This window comes from Pseudoalteromonas sp. 2CM39R (assembly GCF_023161845.1).
The window spans coordinates 1-18,681 of sequence record NZ_JALNTM010000008.1 but is presented as its reverse complement, the minus strand read 5'-3'; the positions used below and the strand labels follow the sequence as shown (position 1 = coordinate 18,681).

The following is an 18,681-nucleotide window of genomic DNA, read 5'->3' as shown; positions in this document are numbered from 1 at the left end:
AATGATGAGTGAATGGATTGTATCAATCTTATTATTAATTGGTGGTTGCTTTATTCTTATAGGTTCAATCGGACTTGTGAAAATGCCTGACTTTTTTATGCGCCTGCACGGTCCAACTAAAGCAACAACGCTTGGCATGGCATCATTGTTAATTGCCGCCATGGTGTATTTTAGCTACACCCACGATGGCATCAGTGTGAAAGAAATTTTGATTTCAATTTTCTTACTGATCACCGCACCTATCAGCGGCTATATGCTGATCAAATCAGCCATCCACCACAAGCTTCGTGCTAAAGATGGCACCAAGGGCCTCGATAACATCGAAGAAGATTAATACCAGCTCGCAACTATAGTTAAGCGAATTGGTGTGATATCTGAGTAACCAGAACAATGTGATCTACTACAGTGGCTTTTATTGCGCTCGTAGATCGCATAAAATGCCCCGTCATTTAGTACAGTAGGTAAATAGAGCATTATGCGAGTAGCACTTGGAGTAGAGTACAACGGCGCGCGTTACAGTGGTTGGCAACGTCAATCACACGTCAATAGCGTACAACAAGAAGTAGAAACGGCGTTGTCGCGTATTTGTAATCATCCAGTCGAAATAGTTTGTGCAGGCCGTACCGATGCGGGTGTACATGGCACTGGGCAGGTGATCCATTTTGATACTCACGCTGAGCGTGAAATGGTCGCGTTTACGATGGGTATGAATACCTTACTGCCAAAAGATATTGCTATTCGCTTTGCCAAGCCTGTAAGCGAAGACTTTCACGCTCGTTTTAGTGCCACAGCACGTCGCTATCGCTATGTGATTTATAATTACACCTATCGCGGCGCTATTATGAGTGAAGGGGTGACCCATTTTCATCACCCATTAGACGAAACTAAAATGCAAGAAGCCTGTCAGTATTTAATAGGTGAGCATGACTTTACTTCGTTTAGAGCACTACACTGCCAAGCAAATACAGCAAACCGTACTATTCACCATTTATCGGTAAAACGCCAAGGTGATTATGTGATCATTGATATTAAAGCCAATGCGTTTTTACATCACATGGTACGAAACATCACCGGGTGTTTGATGGACATTGGTCTGCATAAGCATGAACCTGTGTGGTTAAAAGAATTACTTGATTTAAAAGAGCGCGCTAAGGCAAGTGCAACAGCAAAAGCCGCTGGCCTTTACTTAGTTGACGTGGATTACCCAGAACATTTTGGCATTCCTAAAACACCATTAGGGCCTTTGTTTTTACCTGATTCAGACAGTTAGTCTTAAGTCCACGACTACTAAGACCAGTTTTTTATATCGTCTGCGGGTAATTCATGTTTTAATTGAAAAAATCTGTCTGTTTATTTGTTATCAGAAACACAAGCGAGTGTTTCCAATTAAACAGACTGCGACACAGAACAGCATTAAGAGAGTTGCAAATGAGTTGGTTAGAAAAAATCTTACCTAAAACGACTAAATCGTCAGGTCGTAAAGAAATCCCTGAAGGGGTTTGGGCTAAGTGTACAGACTGTGATTCAATTTTATATAAAGCAGAATTAGAAAAAGCACTCAACGTGTGTCCTAAGTGTGATCACCACATGCGTTTAAGTGGCCGTAAACGTCTTGAAAACTTTTTAGATGATGCTGACCGCCAAGAAATTGGTGCAGAGCACGAACCAAAAGACGTATTAAAGTTTAAAGACTCTAAAAAATACTCTGACCGTATTACCCAAGCACAAAAAGTAAGTGGCGAGAAAGACGCACTTGTAGCAATGAAAGGCCGCCTAAAAGGCATTCCTGTTGCTGCTGTTGCTTTTGAGTTCTCGTTTATGGGTGGTTCAATGGCGTCAGTAGTAGGTGCTCGTTTTGTTGAAGCTGTAGATCAATGTTTAGAGCACGACATGCCACTTATTTGTTTCTCTGCATCAGGCGGCGCACGTATGCAAGAAGCTCTTATGTCATTAATGCAAATGGCTAAAACAAGTGCTGCACTTGCAAAAATGAGCGAAAAAGGCTTACCGTTTATTTCAGTATTAACTGATCCAACAATGGGTGGTGTATCTGCATCACTGGCAATGCTTGGTGATGTAAACGTTGCTGAACCTAAAGCGCTTATCGGTTTTGCGGGTCCTCGCGTAATTGAGCAAACAGTTCGTGAAACGCTTCCTGAAGGTTTCCAACGCAGTGAATTCTTGCTAGAGCATGGTGCAATCGACATGATTGTAGACCGTCGTGAAATGCGTGACACCCTTGCACGTATCTTAGCGAAATTTATGAACTTGCCTTCTACTGAACAAGAGCATAGAGTAGCGTAAATTTCAGCTTAACTGATTAAACGCTATGACAGAAATCCTTCCTAGCCAATCATCAAGCCTTGATGATTGGCTTTGTTATTTAGAAAGTGTCCATCCTGCTAATATCGAAATGGGTTTAGAGCGCGTAGAACGCGTGGCAAACCAAGTCGGCTTACTCGATACATCAAGCAAAATAATCCTAATTGCAGGTACTAATGGTAAAGGGACCACAGCCCGTTGCCTTGAAAGCTTATTACTTGCTCAGGGTTACAGTGTGGGTACTTATGCTTCGCCGCATCTTATTCGTTATAACGAGCGCGTACGTATTAATGGCCAAGAGCTTGACGATCAATTCCATGTTGATGCTTTCGATATGCTTGAAAAAGGCCGTGGTGACACGCAGCTCACGTATTTTGAGTATGGTACCCTAGGCGCGCTTGCTATTTTTAAACGTCACGCCGTTGATTATGTGCTGCTAGAAGTGGGGCTGGGTGGCCGTTATGATGCGACTAATATCGTGAACCCGCATGCTTGTGTGATCACCACCATAGATTTAGACCATAAAGAATACCTAGGCGATACTCGTGAACTTGTTGGTTACGATAAAGCGGGTATTTTCCGTACCAATACACCGGCTATTGTTGGCGATTTAGCGATTCCGCATACAGTGACTGATTATGGAAATGAGATTAACGCTGATATGGTGCTATCAGGCCAAGACTTCATATTCACAGAAGATAATGAAGGCTTTAACTGGCAGTACCAAGATAACGATTGGCGCTTAGCTAAGCCTGCTATCCCTTGTCAAAATGCAGCAACTGCGTTGACCCTACTTGCAAAACTTGAGCTATTGCCAAGTGAGCAACAAGTGCGTGATTGCTTGGCGAATCTAACTGTAGAAGGGCGCTTTCAGCAGTTAAGTCAGCAGCCGCTTGTTTTTACCGATGTTGCACATAATCCTGAGTCAGCTCGATATTTGGCACGCAAATTAAGCGTGTATAAAGATCAAGGGTTTAAAATTCATGCATTAGTCGCTATGCTTGCAGATAAAGATAAAGTGGCTGCAATGTCGGCCGTGGCAAATGTTGTTGACCAGTGGTCGTTAGCAAGCTTAGATTGTTTTCGTGGCGACAAAGTTGAGAATCTTGCTAAAGCACTAGCCGAAACCACATCAACAGCGCCTAGTACGCACTATGAGAGTGTTGAAACTGCGCTAGATACGTTATTACCAAATGTTGATGAAAACACGTTAGTGATTGTGTTCGGTTCGTTTATAACTGTGGCTGCAGCCATCAATTACTTTAAAAAATAGAGAGGAAATCGGTGAACGCAGGGTTTATTAATCGCTTAGTAGGCACCACGATTGTGGTTGTGGCGGCTATTGTCTTCATTCCAAACATTTTGGATGGTGAAAAGGTTCATTATAAAGAAGGCTTTAAAGCTATTCCTGAACGCCCTGAGTTCACTACGATAGACTTGCAAGAGGTGATTGATAATAAAGTCGCCTCTGCTGAGCAACCTTCGCAAATTCCAGTTGAAGATACGCAAGCAAACGATGCTGATCTTGTCGCAAATGAAACCCAGCAAATTGATACTGCGCCACAAATGGTAGAAGCTTCAACTGATGAGCCGGTAATTAACAAAGCTGAGCCGAAAGTTGCAGTGCAAGAGCCTGCCAAGCCAGCTGCTAAAACGCCTGAGCCAACCCGTAAGCCAGAAGAGAACCTCACACAAATGGCTTATGTTATTCAACTGGGCAGTTTTTCTCACGCACCTAATGTGAAATCACTACAAGAAAAATTAAAAGCGAATGGTTTCAAAACCTTCACTCGCCCAATCAAAACCCCGAACGGCACACTGACAAAAGTCTTTGTAGGTCCTTCACTTAGCAAGAAAGAGTTAGAAAGTAAGCTTCCTGAGTTAAAGCAGTTAACCAAGTTAAACGGCAAAGTTACTCAGTTTGAAATTACAAAATGATCTGGCATTTTGAGTATAGCCAAATACCCAAACCACCTGTAGATCCATGATTCAGCGCTATCACAGGGTTTTCAATACAAGGCGTGGCGATGCAGGAATGTAGGTACCTTTCAAATTGCCACAACACAGTAGTGGAAGCCCTGTGAAGCGCCCGAAGGGCATGGCTAAAACGCATTTATTCTGCGTTATTGATTTTGACAAGGGGACACCATTCCCTACAATCAATGCCTTGCCTAAATGCGTTTTATCTCATGCTGAATTCTTGCATCCACAGGTGGTTTGGGTATAGAATGCGCCCCAAATTAACGACTAGTTGGTTCTTATGATCTGGGTTGATTACGCCATACTTGGCATTATTGCACTATCCACTATCATCGGCTTAATACGTGGCTTTGTAAAAGAAGCAATGTCATTAGCTGTATGGGCTGGCGCATTTATCATCTCTAGTTTGTTTTACCAATATTTAGCATCCTTCCTAACAAGTATTTCAGAACCCCTTTTAAGAAATGCAGCCGCAATAGCCATATTATTCTTTGCGACACTCCTGTTGGGTGGGTTACTAAACTATATTTTAGGTGAACTTGTACAACGTACTGGTTTATCTGGCACAGACCGTGTTTTCGGCATAGTGTTTGGTGCTCTTCGTGGCGTGTTGGTCGTAAGCGCGTTACTCTTCTTTCTTGATGCTTTTACCGGTGCACCTAATACGCATTGGTGGGGCAACTCTATTTTGATTCCAGAATTTGGCTTTGTTGTTGAGTGGTTCTTCTCGTACCTCGAAAACAACTCGAGCTTTTTAAATTCTGTAAACCGTTAATCGGCGAGGATAAATTTAATGTGTGGTATCGTTGGCATAGTCGGAACTTCTCCTGTTAATCAGGCGTTATATGACGGCTTAACTGTTTTGCAACACCGCGGTCAAGATGCAGCTGGCATCATTACCATTGAAAACAACACGTTTAGCTTACGTAAAGCCAATGGCCTTGTAAAAGATGTATTTCATACCCGTCATATGAAACGTCTGCAAGGTACAATTGGTATTGGCCATGTTCGCTACCCGACAGCTGGTTCTTCTAGCTCGTCTGAAGCGCAACCTTTCTATGTTAACTCGCCATTTGGTATCGCACTTGCGCACAATGGTAACTTAACAAACGCAGAAGCATTAAAGCAGCAATTATTTTCAGAAGCTCGCCGTCATGTTAATACAACATCTGACTCTGAAATTTTACTTAACATCATGGCGCATGAATTAAGTAAATCGAACAAGCTAAAACTTGATGCTGAAGATATCTTCACAGCGGTAACTGAAGTGAATAATAAAGTAACCGGTGGTTATGCAACGATTGCAATGATCATTGGTCACGGTATTGTTGCGTTTCGTGATCCGAACGGTATCCGCCCATTAGTATTTGGTAAGCGTGAAACTGCAAACGGTACTGAGTACATGTTTGCATCAGAAAGCGTTGCTTTAAAAACAGATGGCTTTGAGTTTGTACGTGACGTTGCACCAGGTGAAGCAATTTACGTAACTGAAGATGGTCAACTTTTCTCGCAAGCGTGTGCTGAAAAAGCAACTTACTCGCCGTGTATCTTTGAGTTCGTTTACTTTGCGCGCCCAGATTCAACAATTGACCGTATGTCTGTTTATGCAACACGTGTAAACATGGGTACTAAGTTAGGTGAGAAAATCGCACGTGAATGGGCTGACAAAGACATCGACGTGGTTATTCCAATCCCAGAAACATCATGTGACGTAGCACTGGAGATTGCATCAGCCCTTAACCTGCCATACCGCCAAGGTTTTGTTAAAAACCGCTACATTGGCCGTACGTTTATCATGCCAGGTCAAGAAATGCGTAAGAAGTCAGTTCGTCAAAAACTGAATGCCATTGACCGTGAGTTCAAAGGTAAAAACGTATTACTTGTTGATGACTCAATTGTTCGTGGTACAACATCAGCGCAAATCGTTGAGATGGCTCGTGAGTCAGGTGCTAAGAACGTTTACTTCGCATCAGCAGCACCAGAGATTCGCTTCCCGAACGTTTATGGTATTGATATGCCATCAGCAGCTGAGCTAATTGCTCATGGCCGTGAAGTTGAAGATATCAACGCAAGCATTGGTGCAGATGGTCTTATCTATCAATCGCTAGATGACTTAATCTCAGCAGTAAGCCAAGAAAACCCAGAAATCACCCGTTTTGAAACATCAGTATTTGATGGTCAATACATCACTGGTGATATCGACCAAGACTACCTAAACCACATTGACCGTTTACGTAATGATTCAGCGAAATCAACTCGTGAAAATGCGATGTCAGCGAGTTTAGAGTTACATAACCAAGAAGAAAACAGCGCTGATTAATCAGCCTTGATTTGATTGGTATAAAAAAGGAGCTTTACAGCTCCTTTTTTGTTTATGGAAAGAAAGGAAAATAACAATGAACTTAAGTAAACATAGGGTGGACAATTCCGTTAGTCCATAAAATAGCTGTCGCAGCTAAAATAATTACCAGTAAGATCAGCCCACAGGTGACTACTGAACTGGCATAGATAAAACCTCGCTCTTCAGGAATGTGCATTAAAATTGGCACCCCTGTGTAGAGTAAGTAAACTGAGTAGGCTAGTGCTACAAGGCCTACGCACACCACAAACCACAGCTCAGGTAAAAATGCCGCAAATGAAGACATAAATACTGGCGTCGCTGTATAAGCTGCAAGCTCTAGGGTTTGTGTAAAGGTGGGTTTTGCACCAAAGGTCACTGCCATCCAATGAGCTAAGTATGCCAGTGCAAAAACGCCCGCAATTAGTGCAAAGTACATCGCAACCGCGATAAGTAATGCACTATCATGGGTTAAATATACAGCCTCACCTGCGCCAATACTCCAGCCCAAATAAACTGATGAATAGTAGCCCATTAATGAAGGAATACAGGCGATTAATAAAATGTGCGATAAGCTATAGCGCAAGCTTTCGTGACGGTTATCAATTGTCTGCCATTCTTCGAGTGGGTGAGCGTATAAGCCCCATAAGTGGTTTAGAATCATAATCATTGCCCCTGTAAAAAAGGAATATGAGCTGTTTTATTTTTGTACAGCTTTGATTAAGTTATGGTTCAGTAATTAAATCTTGTCAAGAAGCTGAAATAATCGAAATAGCCGATTAAATGTAACTCTTTAGTGCATATAGAAAATTAACTTGCACTGATGTGGGTCATGGAACGTGGGCTAATTTATGTGATAAAATCGAATTAAGATTTTTGATGAGAAGTTATTCAGTGCCTTATTCTGATTTATTAGCGCCCATTCATTCTTTTTTAAAGTGCGAAACACCCGATGAGTGGATTGCTGCGGCAACCAAAAAAGAAAACTTAGATGTGGTTTTAATCGACCATCTTATCTGTGAATTAAAAGCAGCTCAGTCTGCTATGTTTTTAATCCGTAAGTACGCGGTTGATAAAGAAAGCAGTGATGCGTTGCTTGAGTGGTTAAAACCATTTGAAACACTTATTTATAAGCGAGAAGGGGATTGGCGTGAGCTTGCAGATAAAAACAAGCTGACTAAATCAATGATCCCAAAATCGAATTCACCTTATGGGCAAGATCTCATTGATAAAATGGTGATGCTCATCAAAGAAGAGTTACATCACTTTTATCAAGTTCTTGAGATTATGGATGAGTACGGTATTGAATATAAAAGCATTACACCATGCCGTTATGCAAAGGGTATGCTGCGCCACGTAAAAACTTACGAGCCAGATGCCTTGGTAGATAAGTTAATTATCGGTGCTTACATCGAAGCCCGATCGTGTGAGCGTTTTGCTAAATTAGCCCCACATGTTGATAAACGCTTAGGTGATTTTTATATCTCACTACTGCGCTCTGAAGCGCGTCATTACCAAGATTATTTAACTCTTGCGCAAGAAATCAGTGAGTTTGATATTACTGAGCGTGTTGAATTTTTTGGTCAACATGAAGCTGAGCTTATTTCAACCCCAGATGAAGACTTTAAATTTCACAGCGGTGTGCCTGCATAATATATTAAATCAGAGCGCCTGTTTGGCGCTCTAGTTCATTTATCTTGCCAAACTTAGTCTTTTATTAGTTAGGTTTTACCCCTATTCAAATTAACTAATTCTCATTACTTTTCTAATACTTATTCATTTATTGTTTTAGTAGATAATTTGTACCTTTTAAAATCTTGCACTACCTTTGACCTAGATTGCTATTAACATTCGTAAAATAGAATCATAAGTTGTTAAAAGGAGAAGTCATGCGTGATTCTAATGTGCCTTTCGAGTTTAAAGAGGATGCTTCTGAACAATCGCATACTCAAAAAACATGGAAAATATTAACGGTTGAAGACGACTTAAACTATCAACAAGCATTACTAAACAGTTTTAATGCCATATCTCTTGATAATAATGAGTCACTGGAGCTCTTAACGGCAAATTCAGTGTCAGAGGCATCGTCTGTGTTATCGCGTCACAAAGACATCGCTATTGTATTTCTTGATGTGGTAATGGAAGAGGATGATTCTGGCCTACGACTTGTAAATACCATTCGTCACGTTTTAGGCAATAACGATATACGCATAGTGCTATTAACAGGGCAACCAAGCTTTGCCCCTGAACCACAAGTAATGCAATCGCTTGATATTGACGAATACTGGAATAAGTCAGACATGACGGTAGATAAGCTTAAATCTATCGTTAGTAGCCATCTTCGTACGTATCAATACATTTCGCAAATCTCAAGTGCTAAACAAGGACTGCAGCTAGTGCTCGATGCATCAAGAAGCATTAATAGTAAACACGATATACGTGCGTTTTCTCATGCGGTGCTAGATGAAATAGGTAAAATTTTGCACCTATCTAAGGGAGGTGGCGTATTATGTGTTGGCAATGAAAAGCACTTTGATAAACACCCCAAAGTTATAACTAGTATCGGCTGCTATAGAGGGCTTGATGGTAAAGAGCTCAGCAAAGATGTGCTCTCTGAAGAAGCACAGCAATCGTATATTTTAGCCAGAGATAAAAAAGAGCATGTGTTTTCTGAGCATTACAGTGTTTTTTATTTTGATACCGCAGATGTTGATATTAGCTATTACATCACGATTGTTAAATCAGATGTTCCCATCGACGAGCATAATGTATTTTTGCTAAAAGTGTTTAGTGAAAATGTCAGTACTGGCTTTTCGAATATTGCACTGATGAACCGCCTGACGGAACTTGCATATACCGATATAACGCTAAATATACCTAACAGAAACTGGTTACAGCGCGAAATCGATAATATGAACAAATACGAACAAGCTGAAACTCAGTTAGTGGTATTTGAAATACTCCAGTTTGACGAAAAGTCTTTTCGGTTTGGTCATGAATTTTGTAAAAAAACACACCTCAAAATGCGCGAGAATATTTTGCAAGCATTGGAGTCGTACCATCCTAGAATAGCAGTATTTAAAAGTGATTGTTTAGGTGTTTTAGTGTCAAGCCATGCATTTGAAGATGAAAGCGTTGTTGACTCTTTAAAACGTCAATCTTTTGAAATTGATGGAGTAAAACAGTTTTTAGATGTGCGTATTTTAGTCATGCAGCTAATCGCTTTTGAAGAACATAGCGCTGAGCAAATTTTTAATCTTGCAGAGTCGACACTCAACGAAGAAAACACACAAAGAGCTGAGCTGCTCTATTATACATTAGATAATACCAAAGCGATTACACGGCGCTATGAGCTAATGCAGGAGTTGCGCACAGCAATACGTAACAAAGAGCTCCAAGTAGCCCTGCAACCCAAGGTTAATTTAACCACTAATGAAGTGATTGGTTTTGAAGCACTGGCGCGATGGCAAAGAGGTGATGGAACATTTGTAAGGCCCGATGAGTTTATTGAACTTGCCGAAACCGCAGGACTTATTAGTGAGTTAGATAAGTTGATTTTTGACAAAATAATGCAAACGATTAAGCAATTTGCAGAGCAGGGCGTTAGTTTGCCAATCGCGTTTAATGCATCGACGTTTGATTTGTTAGCCGATGATTACTTTGTCGAGGTTGCAGCACGCATTGAGGAATATGGCATTTCACCTTCGTTACTTGAGCTTGAAGTAACAGAGACTCAAGCGATTTTTAACTATGAAAAGATCAATACATGTTTATGTCGTTTTGCGAGCTTGGGTATAAAAATTAGTATTGATGACTTTGGTACTGGCTATTCGTCACTTGCCCATATTAGTGAAATTCCTGCGCAGATAATAAAAATAGATCGCTGCTTTGTAACCGATATTCAAGAGTCAAAATCTAACCAACACATTATCGAAATGATTATGTTGCTGGCAGAAAAATTTGGCTTTGAGGTAACGGCAGAGGGCATCGAAACAGAAGCCGAGCACAACTGTCTAATTGAAGCTGGGTGTAGCATAGGGCAGGGCTACTATTACGCAAAACCCATGTTTTATGATGATGCATTGCAGTGGCTAAAGGACAGGCCTAGATAACTATTATGATAGCAGTAACAAGCCAATATAAGTCACTGAAGAAAAGTCTACTTTTTAAATTTATGGTCATGGCAGCTGTTAGCTTATTAATTAGCTTGATGGTTTATGTGATTCAATATCAAATACAAAAAAGTAGTGTCACGCTTTTGCAAGATAACACCTTACTTGCCGCTCACAATACTCTTAGCAGGGAGCTTGGTGATGTACGTAAAGTTGTTAAGTTGCTGGTGGCCGATGACATATTAAAGCAAAGTGGTGAAAACGCATTACTTGAGCAACAAATACAAACCCATTTTGTGAACTTTGGTTTAGCCGCAGAAAATATATCTCAAATACGTTGGCTAGATAATGAAGGCCAAGAAAGGTATCGGGTTAACTTTAAAGCAGGGCAAGCGGAGCCAGTACCAACAAAACAGTTACAAAATAAAAGTAGCCGTTATTATTTTACCGAGGGGATGGAGCACAGGAAGGGTGAAGTTTATATCACGCCAATAGATTTAAATGTAGAGCGTGGCGCAGTTGCTACACCGCATGAACCAACATTAAGAGCATCTTATCGAACCACAAGCGATAGCTTTTTTCTAGACGGATTAGTGGTTGTCAATTTTGACCTGTCGAAAACCTTACAGCAAATAAAGTCACTCAGCAGCTTACAAGCACAAATACAATTAATTAATGGCGCAGGTTATTGGTTGTTACACCCAAAGAAAGATAAAGAGTGGGGGTTTATGCTGGAGAAACCGATGCTGACACTCGGTAACGAAGATAGCTCATTATGGCAAGTCATCACTCAACTGCCGAAATCTCAGGATCTTATTGCATCGCATAGTCATGCAACTAGCTTTTTAAAAATGACCTTAGGTAATAATAGCGCAAATGGTACAAACGATATTATTGTACTGGTAAAGGCAGATGGTTCAGTGCAAAACGCACTTATTTTACGATCTTTTATTATCGCTTTAGCTTGCGCTGTCAGCCTGATATCAATTTCTGGCCTATATTTGCAGCGCAGTTACCGAGACCAATGTAAGGTTATTAAAGCCAGAGCGCACTTAGAGCACGAGCAGCAAGAGCTGTTAGCGGCCAATACTAAATTACAACGTTACATAAAACAGCAGCATCAACTACAAGGTGAGCTTATTGAAGCACAAAGGTTGTCATCACTGGGTTTAATGGTGGCAGGTGTTGCCCACGAAATGAATACACCATTGGGCGGTGCTGCTATTTCACTATCGAATGCACAATTAATTAATCAACAACTCAAAGATAAAATAGATGAGGGCTTTACTAAGCAGTTTTTAGAATCAAGCGTAGTAAAAGTTGCTGATAACTTAAGGCTCTCACAAGTAAACTTAGAAAAGGCTATTGATCATGTGAAAAGCTTTAAAGAAATGGCCCATGATCGGTCAAACGATCAATATATTAGCTTTAATATTGAAAAAGTCATCGATGATCTACTACTTGGTTTAAAATCCCGCTTTAAAGCCTCAAAAGTATCTATAGAAACCAAAATCGATGTCAAAAAAGACATTGTTAGTCGCCCTGGGATTATCTCTCAGGTTATCGAGAGTTTAATCGTTAATGCAATTTCTCACGCCTTTGACGAGCTTGATAGCAAGCTCATTCAACTGCATGTACATTTAAATCAACAAGGTGACCTTTGTATTAGCGTTTCTGATAATGGTTGTGGGATTGATGACTCTTTATGCAGTAATCTATTTGACCCCTTCGTGACTACATCGAGAAACCATGGTCATACAGGGTTAGGTTTGTACCTTGTGCATGAATGGGTTACGAGTGTTCTTAATGGAAAAATCCAGCTAGTTGCAAGCAAAGACCTACCTGAAGGTATAGCAACGCAGTTTAAGATTACCTTGCCACGCTTGAAAAAGAACAAAATTAGTTAGCATAGGTTTTTTCGTATAGCTGTGTAATATGGCTAATTTCTTTTTCATTCAGTTCATAATGCTTCAGTATCTCTAAAAGCTTGCCTGAAGCCGTAATAGCTTTAAGACCTAAAGATAAACTTTGCTGAAAAAGCTCAGCCTGAGGGTGATTTTTATCAGTAATCACATGTAAGTGTTGAGTAGCAAGATAGGGGGTAACTATTTCTAACTCTGTTTGCTTTGCTCGCTGTAAGCGTTCGCTATTATTGAGCCAGTACAAGGCAACCTCTTTTGTGCCTGCAACTAAATCAACACGACCATGCTTTAATAGCAACAAGCTCTCAATTAAGCTACCTGTGGTTGTTAGGCTAAGGTTTGGGTGGTGCTCAAATTGCTCACTAACCACATAGTCTTCACCTTTGCTAATTGTATATGGCTTTAATGAATAAAGGGAGCCTGTAAAGGTTATCTTGCTATCAACACGCTTGAATAACACGGTATGTGCGGTTGCTAATGAGGCTGAATATAGAAAATCTCTCGCTCTTTGCTTTGTATAAAAAGCACCTAGCACTGCAACACGTTTATGGCGTTTGGCAAGCTTTAGAGCACGTCCCCAGTGTGTGTATTCAATAGTGGCTTGATGTTTTTGTGTTTTCAGTGCTGCGATGATTACTTCGTGCAGCCAGCCCGGCTTGTTTGGCTTATCAATAAAATAAGGTGGAAACGGCTCTGTGACCAATTGCCAAGTTTGGCAATTGATTGAAAAGCTAATTAGTAAACAACAACATAATAGGCTTAACCGACTCGTCATAAAGGATACTTTTTTTGACAATACTGGTTAAAGCATAGTTAAAATATCGGCTATTTAAAGGGCGTGTGGACTAGTTTTTGCTGCTCTGGAGTAGCTCTTAAGTATGAACCTTGCTCATACCAGTCACCCAGTACAGTGCGGGTTAGCGTTTTACCTGCCTGATTGTAGTGATGCACATTAGGGCGGTGGGTATGACCGTGGATCATATTAGTAACTTGATGCTTTTCAAACATGGCTAGTACCGCATCTTCAGTCACATCTAAAATCTCTAACGCTTTGCCTGCTTGGCTTTGTTTTGATTTTTCGCGGGCGTTGCGGGCAATTTTCTTACGATACCAAAGCGGCATAGCAAGCATTAATTTTGGCCACCACCAACCACGGCTTTTTTTGCGAAACTTTTGATATTCAATATCTTGAGTGCACATTTCATCACCGTGCAAGATAACTGTTGGAGTACCGTATAAATCAATAACAACTTGCTCAGGTAGCAAAGTCATACTTGCGCTTTTTGCATAGTCTTCTCGCATAATGAAATCGCGATTGCCATGGATAAAAAACACCTCAGTACCACTTTCACTGACTTGGCTTAAACGTGCGGCAACACTCTTTGAAAGGTCAGTTTGATAGTCATCACCTACCCATACTTCAAAAAAGTCACCCAAAATATACAGTGCATCAACGTCATCATTAATAATCTTGTTATCAAGAAAATCAAAAAATGCCGCAGTGATGTCTGGGCGGTTTTCTGTTAAATGGAGGTCGGCAATAAAATAACTTTGTTTCATGGTTACTCGCAAAAAAGCGGGCAAAGGCCCGCTTAAAAAGACTAAACGATTAAATTAGCTAACCGTTACTTTTTCGATGATTACATCTTCAAGAGGTACATCTTGATGGAAACCAGCGCTGCCAGTAGCAACACCTTTGATTTTGTTTACCACGTCCATACCTTCAACAACTTCTGCGAACACGCAGTAGCCCCAGCCTTGTGATGTTTCACTGCTGAAGTTTAAGAAGTCATTGTCGTTAACGTTAATGAAGAACTGCGCAGTCGCTGAATGTGGATCCGGCGTACGTGCCATTGCTAATGTGCCCACTTTATTTGCAAGGCCATTATTTGCTTCGTTTTCGATAGGGTTGTTTACTTCTTTTTGAACCATACCCGGCTCAAAACCACCGCCTTGTACCATAAAACCATCAATTACACGGTGGAAGATAGTACCGTCGTAAAAGCCAGCATTCGCATACTCTAAGAAGTTTTTAACTGTGTTTGGTGCATCGCTTTCGTGCATCTTGATAGTGATGTCACCAAAGTTTGTGTGTAGTACAACCATGAGGTTTCCTATATCAGGTTTAATAATGGGGCTATTTTATAGTAGTTGTCTTTGATTAACAAAGAGCTTGTTTAAAACGATTAACAAAGTGCTTATTCAATTGATAAAGCGCTAGAGCAGTGGCTTTGCAAGTGTTACCATAGAGAATCTCGAAACACCGTTAAGGACATTTTATAAATGGTACAAATTTACAACACACTTACGCGACAAAAAGAGCAGTTTAAACCCCTTGTTGATGGCAAAATCGACATGTACGTGTGTGGTATCACCATTTATGATTACTGTCACATTGGTCATGCTCGTACTTTCGTTGGTTTTGACGTCATTGTTCGTTACCTACGCCACATTGGTTACGATTTAAAATACGTTCGTAACATCACAGATGTAGACGACAAAATCATTAAACGTGCTAACGAAAATGGTGAGTCAATTAATGATTTAACGACTCGTATGACCAAAGCCATGCATGAAGATTTCGACAGCTTAAATATGCTGCGTCCGGATGTTGAGCCAACAGTAACAAACCACATGGATGAAATCATCGCTATGGTTGAGCGTTTAATTGCCAAAGGCCATGCGTATGTTGCTGCAGATGGTGATGTATTATTTGATGTATCAACCTTTGAGCAATACGGTGCTTTATCGCAACAAGACCTAACCATGCTACAGGCTGGTTCACGTGTTGAAGTTGCACAAGATAAGCAAGATCCACTTGATTTCGTGCTTTGGAAAAAAGCCAAGCCAGAAGAGCCGTCATGGTCTTCACCATGGGGTGAGGGTCGCCCTGGTTGGCATATTGAATGTTCAGCAATGAGTTCTAAGCACTTAGGTGAGCACTTTGATATTCACGGTGGTGGTTCAGATTTACAGTTCCCGCACCATGAAAACGAAATTGCTCAGTCATGCTGTGCAAATAACGGCAAGTACGTTAATACGTGGATCCACACAGGTATGGTTCAGGTTAATAAAGAAAAGATGTCTAAGTCTTTAAACAACTTCTTTACCGTACGTGACGTATTAAAAGAGTACGATGCTGAATCAGTTCGTTACTTCTTAATTTCAGGTCACTACCGTAGCCAGCTTAACTATTCGCAAGAAAACCTTGAGCAAGCACGTTCGTCACTTGAACGTATTTACACTGCACTGCGCGGCGTAACGCCAATCGAATGTGATTTAGCTAGCAATGAATATGTGGCTAAATTCAGAAAAGCGATGGATGATGACTTTAACACCCCTGAAGCACTACCAGTATTATTTGAATTAGCAAAAGAGCTAAACCGTGTTAAAGACAGCGATGCAGAGCAAGCAGGTAAGCTAGCTTATGTACTACGCAGTGTTGCTGAGGTATTAGGGGTAGCACAACAAGACCCAGAAGCCTTTTTACAAGGTTGCCAAGCTGACGACGAAGTAGCTCACATCGAAGCGCTAATAGCAAAACGTAACGAAGCCCGCGCAAGCAAAGATTGGGCGGCAGCTGATGAAGCACGCGATGCATTGAATGCGCTTGGTGTGGTACTTGAAGATTCAGCTGGTAAAACAACATGGCGTAAAGCCTAACTATTCATCGAAGCATGACTCATTAAAAAAGGTTGCCAACGAGGCAACCTTTTTTGTTATTAATCAATATAGCTATTGACCTCAACTGTACTTGAGCTTTTACCTTGCCATCTCTTCGTATTAACAAGGACAGACATTGAATATTTTACTTGCCATGATCCCCGCCTTTTTATGGGGCACCACCTATGCAGTGACCAAATATGCCACACCTGATTGGCCGCCACTTTTATTAGGCGCATTGCGTGCATTACCTGCAGGGTTATTACTTTTATTGCTTAAACCTAGTTTGCCAACCCGTTCGCAGTGGCCAAGTTTGTTAACGCTAGGTGCTGTGAATATCGCGCTGTTTTTTGCCTTTATTTTTATCATGGCGGTAAACCTTCCTGCAGCCATAGCTGGGGTAGGGATGGTGTCTGTGCCGGTTGTGGCTTTGTTATATGCTTGGCTTACTAAAGGGCAGCGCCCCGCAAAAATTCAAGCATTCTGTGCTATGGCGCTGGTGGTATTGGCGTGGTTGTTGTTCGACCCAGCACACGTGGCATTAAATGTATTGGGAGTGGCTGCTTTATTTGGGGCCTTACTGACTATTGTGATTGGTAGCACCTTGGTACAAAGTTTGTCGGTGCATATTCATTGGTGGGTTGTGCTTACCTGGCAGTTAATCATTGGCGGCACTATTTTGTTATTGGCTGCGTTTATTGATGGCAGTTTACTTCACCCAGAGCAATATCAAGTGGTATTTGAGCCTATTTCAACGCTGCAATATTCTGCACTATTTTGGTTAATCGTGCCCAATACCGCCATCGCTTATATTCTGTATGTTTGGTTATTAGGACGCATGACTGTGGCTGAGTTTTCATTCGGCACAATAGCCAATCCAATCGCGGGAATAGTATGTGCTGTTTTACTCATAAACGAACAATATCAAGACTGGCAATACCTATTGATGTTTATGATGATTGTGTTTTCAGTGCTCCCCCAGATGCTAAAACTTAAGCAGTTCAAACTTCAAAAAACTTAAAACCAAAAAAAGGCTGCCCATTGGCAGCCTTTTTTACGAACATAAATTTTTGTTAGCTGTGGTACTTTTCACACGCTTCAAGGGTGTTTTCGATTAAGCTTGCCACAGTCATTGGGCCAACACCACCTGGTACTGGTGTAATGAAATGTGCTTTTTGTTCAGCGATATCGTATTCAACATCACCAACAAGCTTGCCAGATTCAAGGCGGTTAATGCCTACATCGATTACGATAGCACCTTCTTTAACCCAATCACCCGGAATGAATTCAGGTTTACCAACCGCAACAACTAATAAATCAGCGCGGCGAACATGAGTTTCTAAATCTTGAGTAAACTTATGACAAACCGTTGTTGTACAGCCTGCAAGTAAAAGCTCAAGTGACATAGGACGACCAACAATGTTTGACGCACCAACAACGACTGCGTGCATACCTTTGTAGCGAACACCGGTAGAGTCGAGTAGGGTGATGATGCCCTTCGGCGTACAAGGACGAAGTGCCGGCATACGCTGAGCTAAACGACCAATGTTATAAGGGTGGAAACCATCAACATCTTTATGTGGTGTGATGCGTTCAAGAATTTTTTCAGCATCAAGACCCTGAGGTAAAGGTAACTGTACTAGAATACCGTCTACTTCTTTGTCTTCGTTTAGTTGATCTATTAATGCAAGTAAATCTTGCTCAGTTGTGTCGCCAGGTAAATCGTAAGACTTAGATACAAAGCCGACTTCTTCACATGCTTTACGTTTAGAACCAACATACACTTGGCTAGCTGGATCTTGACCAACTAACACAACTGCTAGTCCTGGAGCGCGTAATCCATTCGCTACACGCTCTGCAACTCGCTCTGCTACATTGCTGCGTACTTGTTTAGCTATTGCCTTACCATCGATGATGTTTGCCGTCATGGGTGACCTTTAATTGGGGTTAGTTAACTTGATACTGATACATCTAAATATGATTATCCAATAAAGGGGGCGTGGATACACAAATCATGTTTGTTTGATCATATTTATTTATGTTGCGTATTTTCGCAGAAAAGCATCATAGCGCCAAGATGCAATCTTATATAAAGCGCTACTTTATAAAAAAGAGTTCAAATTTTAGCTTATATTTGCAATATTTAACCATTATGAACTAAAAGTGACCGATTGAATTATTTTCTTAAAAAAATGTTTGACCTGACTCGGTCAAATCACTATTATGCACCCCGTTGTTAACGAGGTCACTCGCAAACAACGGTAAGCATCGGCGATTAGCGCAGTTTGGTAGCGCACTTGGTTTGGGTCCAAGGGGTCGCAGGTTCAAATCCTGCATCGCCGAC

The 18,681-nt window shown here is 41.1% G+C and carries 17 protein-coding genes and 1 tRNA gene; 13 read left to right on the top strand and 5 right to left on the bottom strand.

The window, feature by feature from the left end:
- Position 1 precedes the first annotated feature (1 nt).
- The 7 genes from MTF66_RS18125 to purF all read left to right on the top strand — a co-directional run bounded on the left by MTF66_RS18125 (position 2) and on the right by purF (position 6,622).
- Positions 2 to 334, top strand: a complete 333-nt coding sequence (locus tag MTF66_RS18125; RefSeq protein ID WP_054553163.1) for a Na+/H+ antiporter subunit G — start codon at positions 2 to 4, stop codon at positions 332 to 334.
- Between the two features lie 141 nt (positions 335 to 475).
- Positions 476 to 1,270, top strand: coding sequence for a tRNA pseudouridine(38-40) synthase TruA (truA, locus tag MTF66_RS18120; RefSeq protein WP_054553162.1), 795 nt, complete (start codon positions 476 to 478; stop codon positions 1,268 to 1,270).
- Positions 1,271 to 1,428: 158 nt separating this feature from the next.
- On the top strand, positions 1,429 to 2,304 hold the full coding sequence (gene accD, locus MTF66_RS18115) for an acetyl-CoA carboxylase, carboxyltransferase subunit beta (protein ID WP_058586313.1): 876 nt from the start codon (positions 1,429 to 1,431) through the stop codon (positions 2,302 to 2,304).
- 25 nt (positions 2,305 to 2,329) lie between these two features.
- Entirely contained in the window at positions 2,330 to 3,595 is a 1,266-nt protein-coding gene (gene folC / locus MTF66_RS18110; protein ID WP_248527742.1) for a bifunctional tetrahydrofolate synthase/dihydrofolate synthase, read from the top strand.
- A gap of 11 nt (positions 3,596 to 3,606) precedes the next feature.
- Positions 3,607 to 4,260 carry an SPOR domain-containing protein gene (locus tag MTF66_RS18105; protein ID WP_054562088.1) on the top strand — a complete coding sequence of 218 codons (654 nt, stop codon included), beginning with the start codon at positions 3,607 to 3,609 and terminating at the stop codon, positions 4,258 to 4,260.
- A gap of 322 nt (positions 4,261 to 4,582) precedes the next feature.
- Positions 4,583 to 5,077: a CvpA family protein gene (locus tag MTF66_RS18100; protein WP_036969851.1), complete on the top strand. Its 495-nt coding sequence runs from the start codon at positions 4,583 to 4,585 to the stop codon at positions 5,075 to 5,077.
- Between the two features lie 18 nt (positions 5,078 to 5,095).
- Positions 5,096 to 6,622, top strand: a complete 1,527-nt coding sequence (gene purF / locus MTF66_RS18095) for an amidophosphoribosyltransferase (protein ID WP_054562087.1) — start codon at positions 5,096 to 5,098, stop codon at positions 6,620 to 6,622.
- An 82-nt stretch (positions 6,623 to 6,704) separates the two neighbouring features.
- Here purF and MTF66_RS18090 read toward each other — a convergent pair whose 3' ends face one another.
- On the bottom strand, positions 6,705 to 7,304 hold the full coding sequence (locus MTF66_RS18090) for a Yip1 family protein (RefSeq protein WP_054553157.1): 600 nt from the start codon (positions 7,302 to 7,304) through the stop codon (positions 6,705 to 6,707).
- Between the two features lie 230 nt (positions 7,305 to 7,534).
- On the opposite strand from MTF66_RS18090, the gene miaE reads away from it, so the two are divergent.
- The 3 genes from miaE to MTF66_RS18075 all read left to right on the top strand — a co-directional run bounded on the left by miaE (position 7,535) and on the right by MTF66_RS18075 (position 12,659).
- A complete protein-coding gene (miaE, locus tag MTF66_RS18085) occupies positions 7,535 to 8,293 on the top strand; it encodes a tRNA isopentenyl-2-thiomethyl-A-37 hydroxylase MiaE (protein WP_248528073.1) in 759 nt (252 codons plus the stop codon).
- A gap of 236 nt (positions 8,294 to 8,529) precedes the next feature.
- Entirely contained in the window at positions 8,530 to 10,752 is a 2,223-nt protein-coding gene (locus tag MTF66_RS18080; protein ID WP_248527740.1) for an EAL domain-containing protein, read from the top strand.
- Positions 10,753 to 10,757: 5 nt separating this feature from the next.
- Positions 10,758 to 12,659, top strand: a complete 1,902-nt coding sequence (locus MTF66_RS18075) for a sensor histidine kinase (protein WP_248527738.1) — start codon at positions 10,758 to 10,760, stop codon at positions 12,657 to 12,659.
- Here the strand turns inward: MTF66_RS18075 and MTF66_RS18070 are convergent.
- The 3 genes from MTF66_RS18070 to MTF66_RS18060 are packed head-to-tail and all read right to left on the bottom strand — an operon-like array spanning position 12,652 to position 14,780.
- Positions 12,652 to 13,449: a transporter substrate-binding domain-containing protein gene (locus tag MTF66_RS18070; RefSeq protein ID WP_248527737.1), complete on the bottom strand. Its 798-nt coding sequence runs from the start codon at positions 13,447 to 13,449 to the stop codon at positions 12,652 to 12,654. The genes MTF66_RS18075 and MTF66_RS18070 overlap by 8 nt on opposite strands.
- Before the next feature lie 50 nt (positions 13,450 to 13,499).
- The gene (locus MTF66_RS18065; protein WP_058586307.1) at positions 13,500 to 14,234 is read right to left on the bottom strand and encodes a UDP-2,3-diacylglucosamine diphosphatase; all 735 of its coding nucleotides are present in this window, start codon (positions 14,232 to 14,234) and stop codon (positions 13,500 to 13,502) included.
- A 54-nt stretch (positions 14,235 to 14,288) separates the two neighbouring features.
- A complete protein-coding gene (locus tag MTF66_RS18060; protein WP_248527735.1) occupies positions 14,289 to 14,780 on the bottom strand; it encodes a peptidylprolyl isomerase in 492 nt (163 codons plus the stop codon).
- Between the two features lie 177 nt (positions 14,781 to 14,957).
- Here MTF66_RS18060 and cysS point away from each other — a divergent pair, with 177 nt between their 5' ends.
- Together cysS and MTF66_RS18050 are read left to right on the top strand one after the other, a co-directional pair.
- Positions 14,958 to 16,337 carry a cysteine--tRNA ligase gene (gene cysS, locus MTF66_RS18055; protein WP_248527733.1) on the top strand — a complete coding sequence of 460 codons (1,380 nt, stop codon included), beginning with the start codon at positions 14,958 to 14,960 and terminating at the stop codon, positions 16,335 to 16,337.
- A 136-nt stretch (positions 16,338 to 16,473) separates the two neighbouring features.
- Positions 16,474 to 17,358, top strand: a complete 885-nt coding sequence (locus MTF66_RS18050; RefSeq protein WP_248527731.1) for a DMT family transporter — start codon at positions 16,474 to 16,476, stop codon at positions 17,356 to 17,358.
- Positions 17,359 to 17,410: 52 nt separating this feature from the next.
- Here the strand turns inward: MTF66_RS18050 and folD are convergent, their stop codons facing one another.
- Positions 17,411 to 18,265: a bifunctional methylenetetrahydrofolate dehydrogenase/methenyltetrahydrofolate cyclohydrolase FolD gene (gene folD, locus MTF66_RS18045; protein WP_054553151.1), complete on the bottom strand. Its 855-nt coding sequence runs from the start codon at positions 18,263 to 18,265 to the stop codon at positions 17,411 to 17,413.
- Between the two features lie 341 nt (positions 18,266 to 18,606).
- Here folD and MTF66_RS18040 point away from each other — a divergent pair.
- Positions 18,607 to 18,680, top strand: a tRNA-Pro gene (locus MTF66_RS18040).
- Position 18,681: the final 1 nt, after the last annotated feature.

What these genes read in the sequence shown, in the direction of transcription:
- MTF66_RS18125 (WP_054553163.1), top strand. Translation starts at nt 2, where the DNA reads ATGATGAGTGAATGGATTGTATCAATCTTATTATTAATTGGTGGTTGC.
- truA (WP_054553162.1), top strand. Translation starts at nt 476, where the DNA reads ATGCGAGTAGCACTTGGAGTAGAGTACAACGGCGCGCGTTACAGTGGT.
- accD (WP_058586313.1), top strand. Translation starts at nt 1,429, where the DNA reads ATGAGTTGGTTAGAAAAAATCTTACCTAAAACGACTAAATCGTCAGGT.
- folC (WP_248527742.1), top strand. Translation starts at nt 2,330, where the DNA reads ATGACAGAAATCCTTCCTAGCCAATCATCAAGCCTTGATGATTGGCTT.
- MTF66_RS18100 (WP_036969851.1), top strand. Translation starts at nt 4,583, where the DNA reads ATGATCTGGGTTGATTACGCCATACTTGGCATTATTGCACTATCCACT.
- purF (WP_054562087.1), top strand. Translation starts at nt 5,096, where the DNA reads ATGTGTGGTATCGTTGGCATAGTCGGAACTTCTCCTGTTAATCAGGCG.
- MTF66_RS18090 (WP_054553157.1), bottom strand. Translation starts at nt 7,304, where the DNA reads ATGATTCTAAACCACTTATGGGGCTTATACGCTCACCCACTCGAAGAA.
- MTF66_RS18080 (WP_248527740.1), top strand. Translation starts at nt 8,530, where the DNA reads ATGCGTGATTCTAATGTGCCTTTCGAGTTTAAAGAGGATGCTTCTGAA.
- MTF66_RS18075 (WP_248527738.1), top strand. Translation starts at nt 10,758, where the DNA reads ATGATAGCAGTAACAAGCCAATATAAGTCACTGAAGAAAAGTCTACTT.
- MTF66_RS18070 (WP_248527737.1), bottom strand. Translation starts at nt 13,449, where the DNA reads ATGACGAGTCGGTTAAGCCTATTATGTTGTTGTTTACTAATTAGCTTT.
- MTF66_RS18065 (WP_058586307.1), bottom strand. Translation starts at nt 14,234, where the DNA reads ATGAAACAAAGTTATTTTATTGCCGACCTCCATTTAACAGAAAACCGC.
- MTF66_RS18060 (WP_248527735.1), bottom strand. Translation starts at nt 14,780, where the DNA reads ATGGTTGTACTACACACAAACTTTGGTGACATCACTATCAAGATGCAC.
- cysS (WP_248527733.1), top strand. Translation starts at nt 14,958, where the DNA reads ATGGTACAAATTTACAACACACTTACGCGACAAAAAGAGCAGTTTAAA.
- folD (WP_054553151.1), bottom strand. Translation starts at nt 18,265, where the DNA reads ATGACGGCAAACATCATCGATGGTAAGGCAATAGCTAAACAAGTACGC.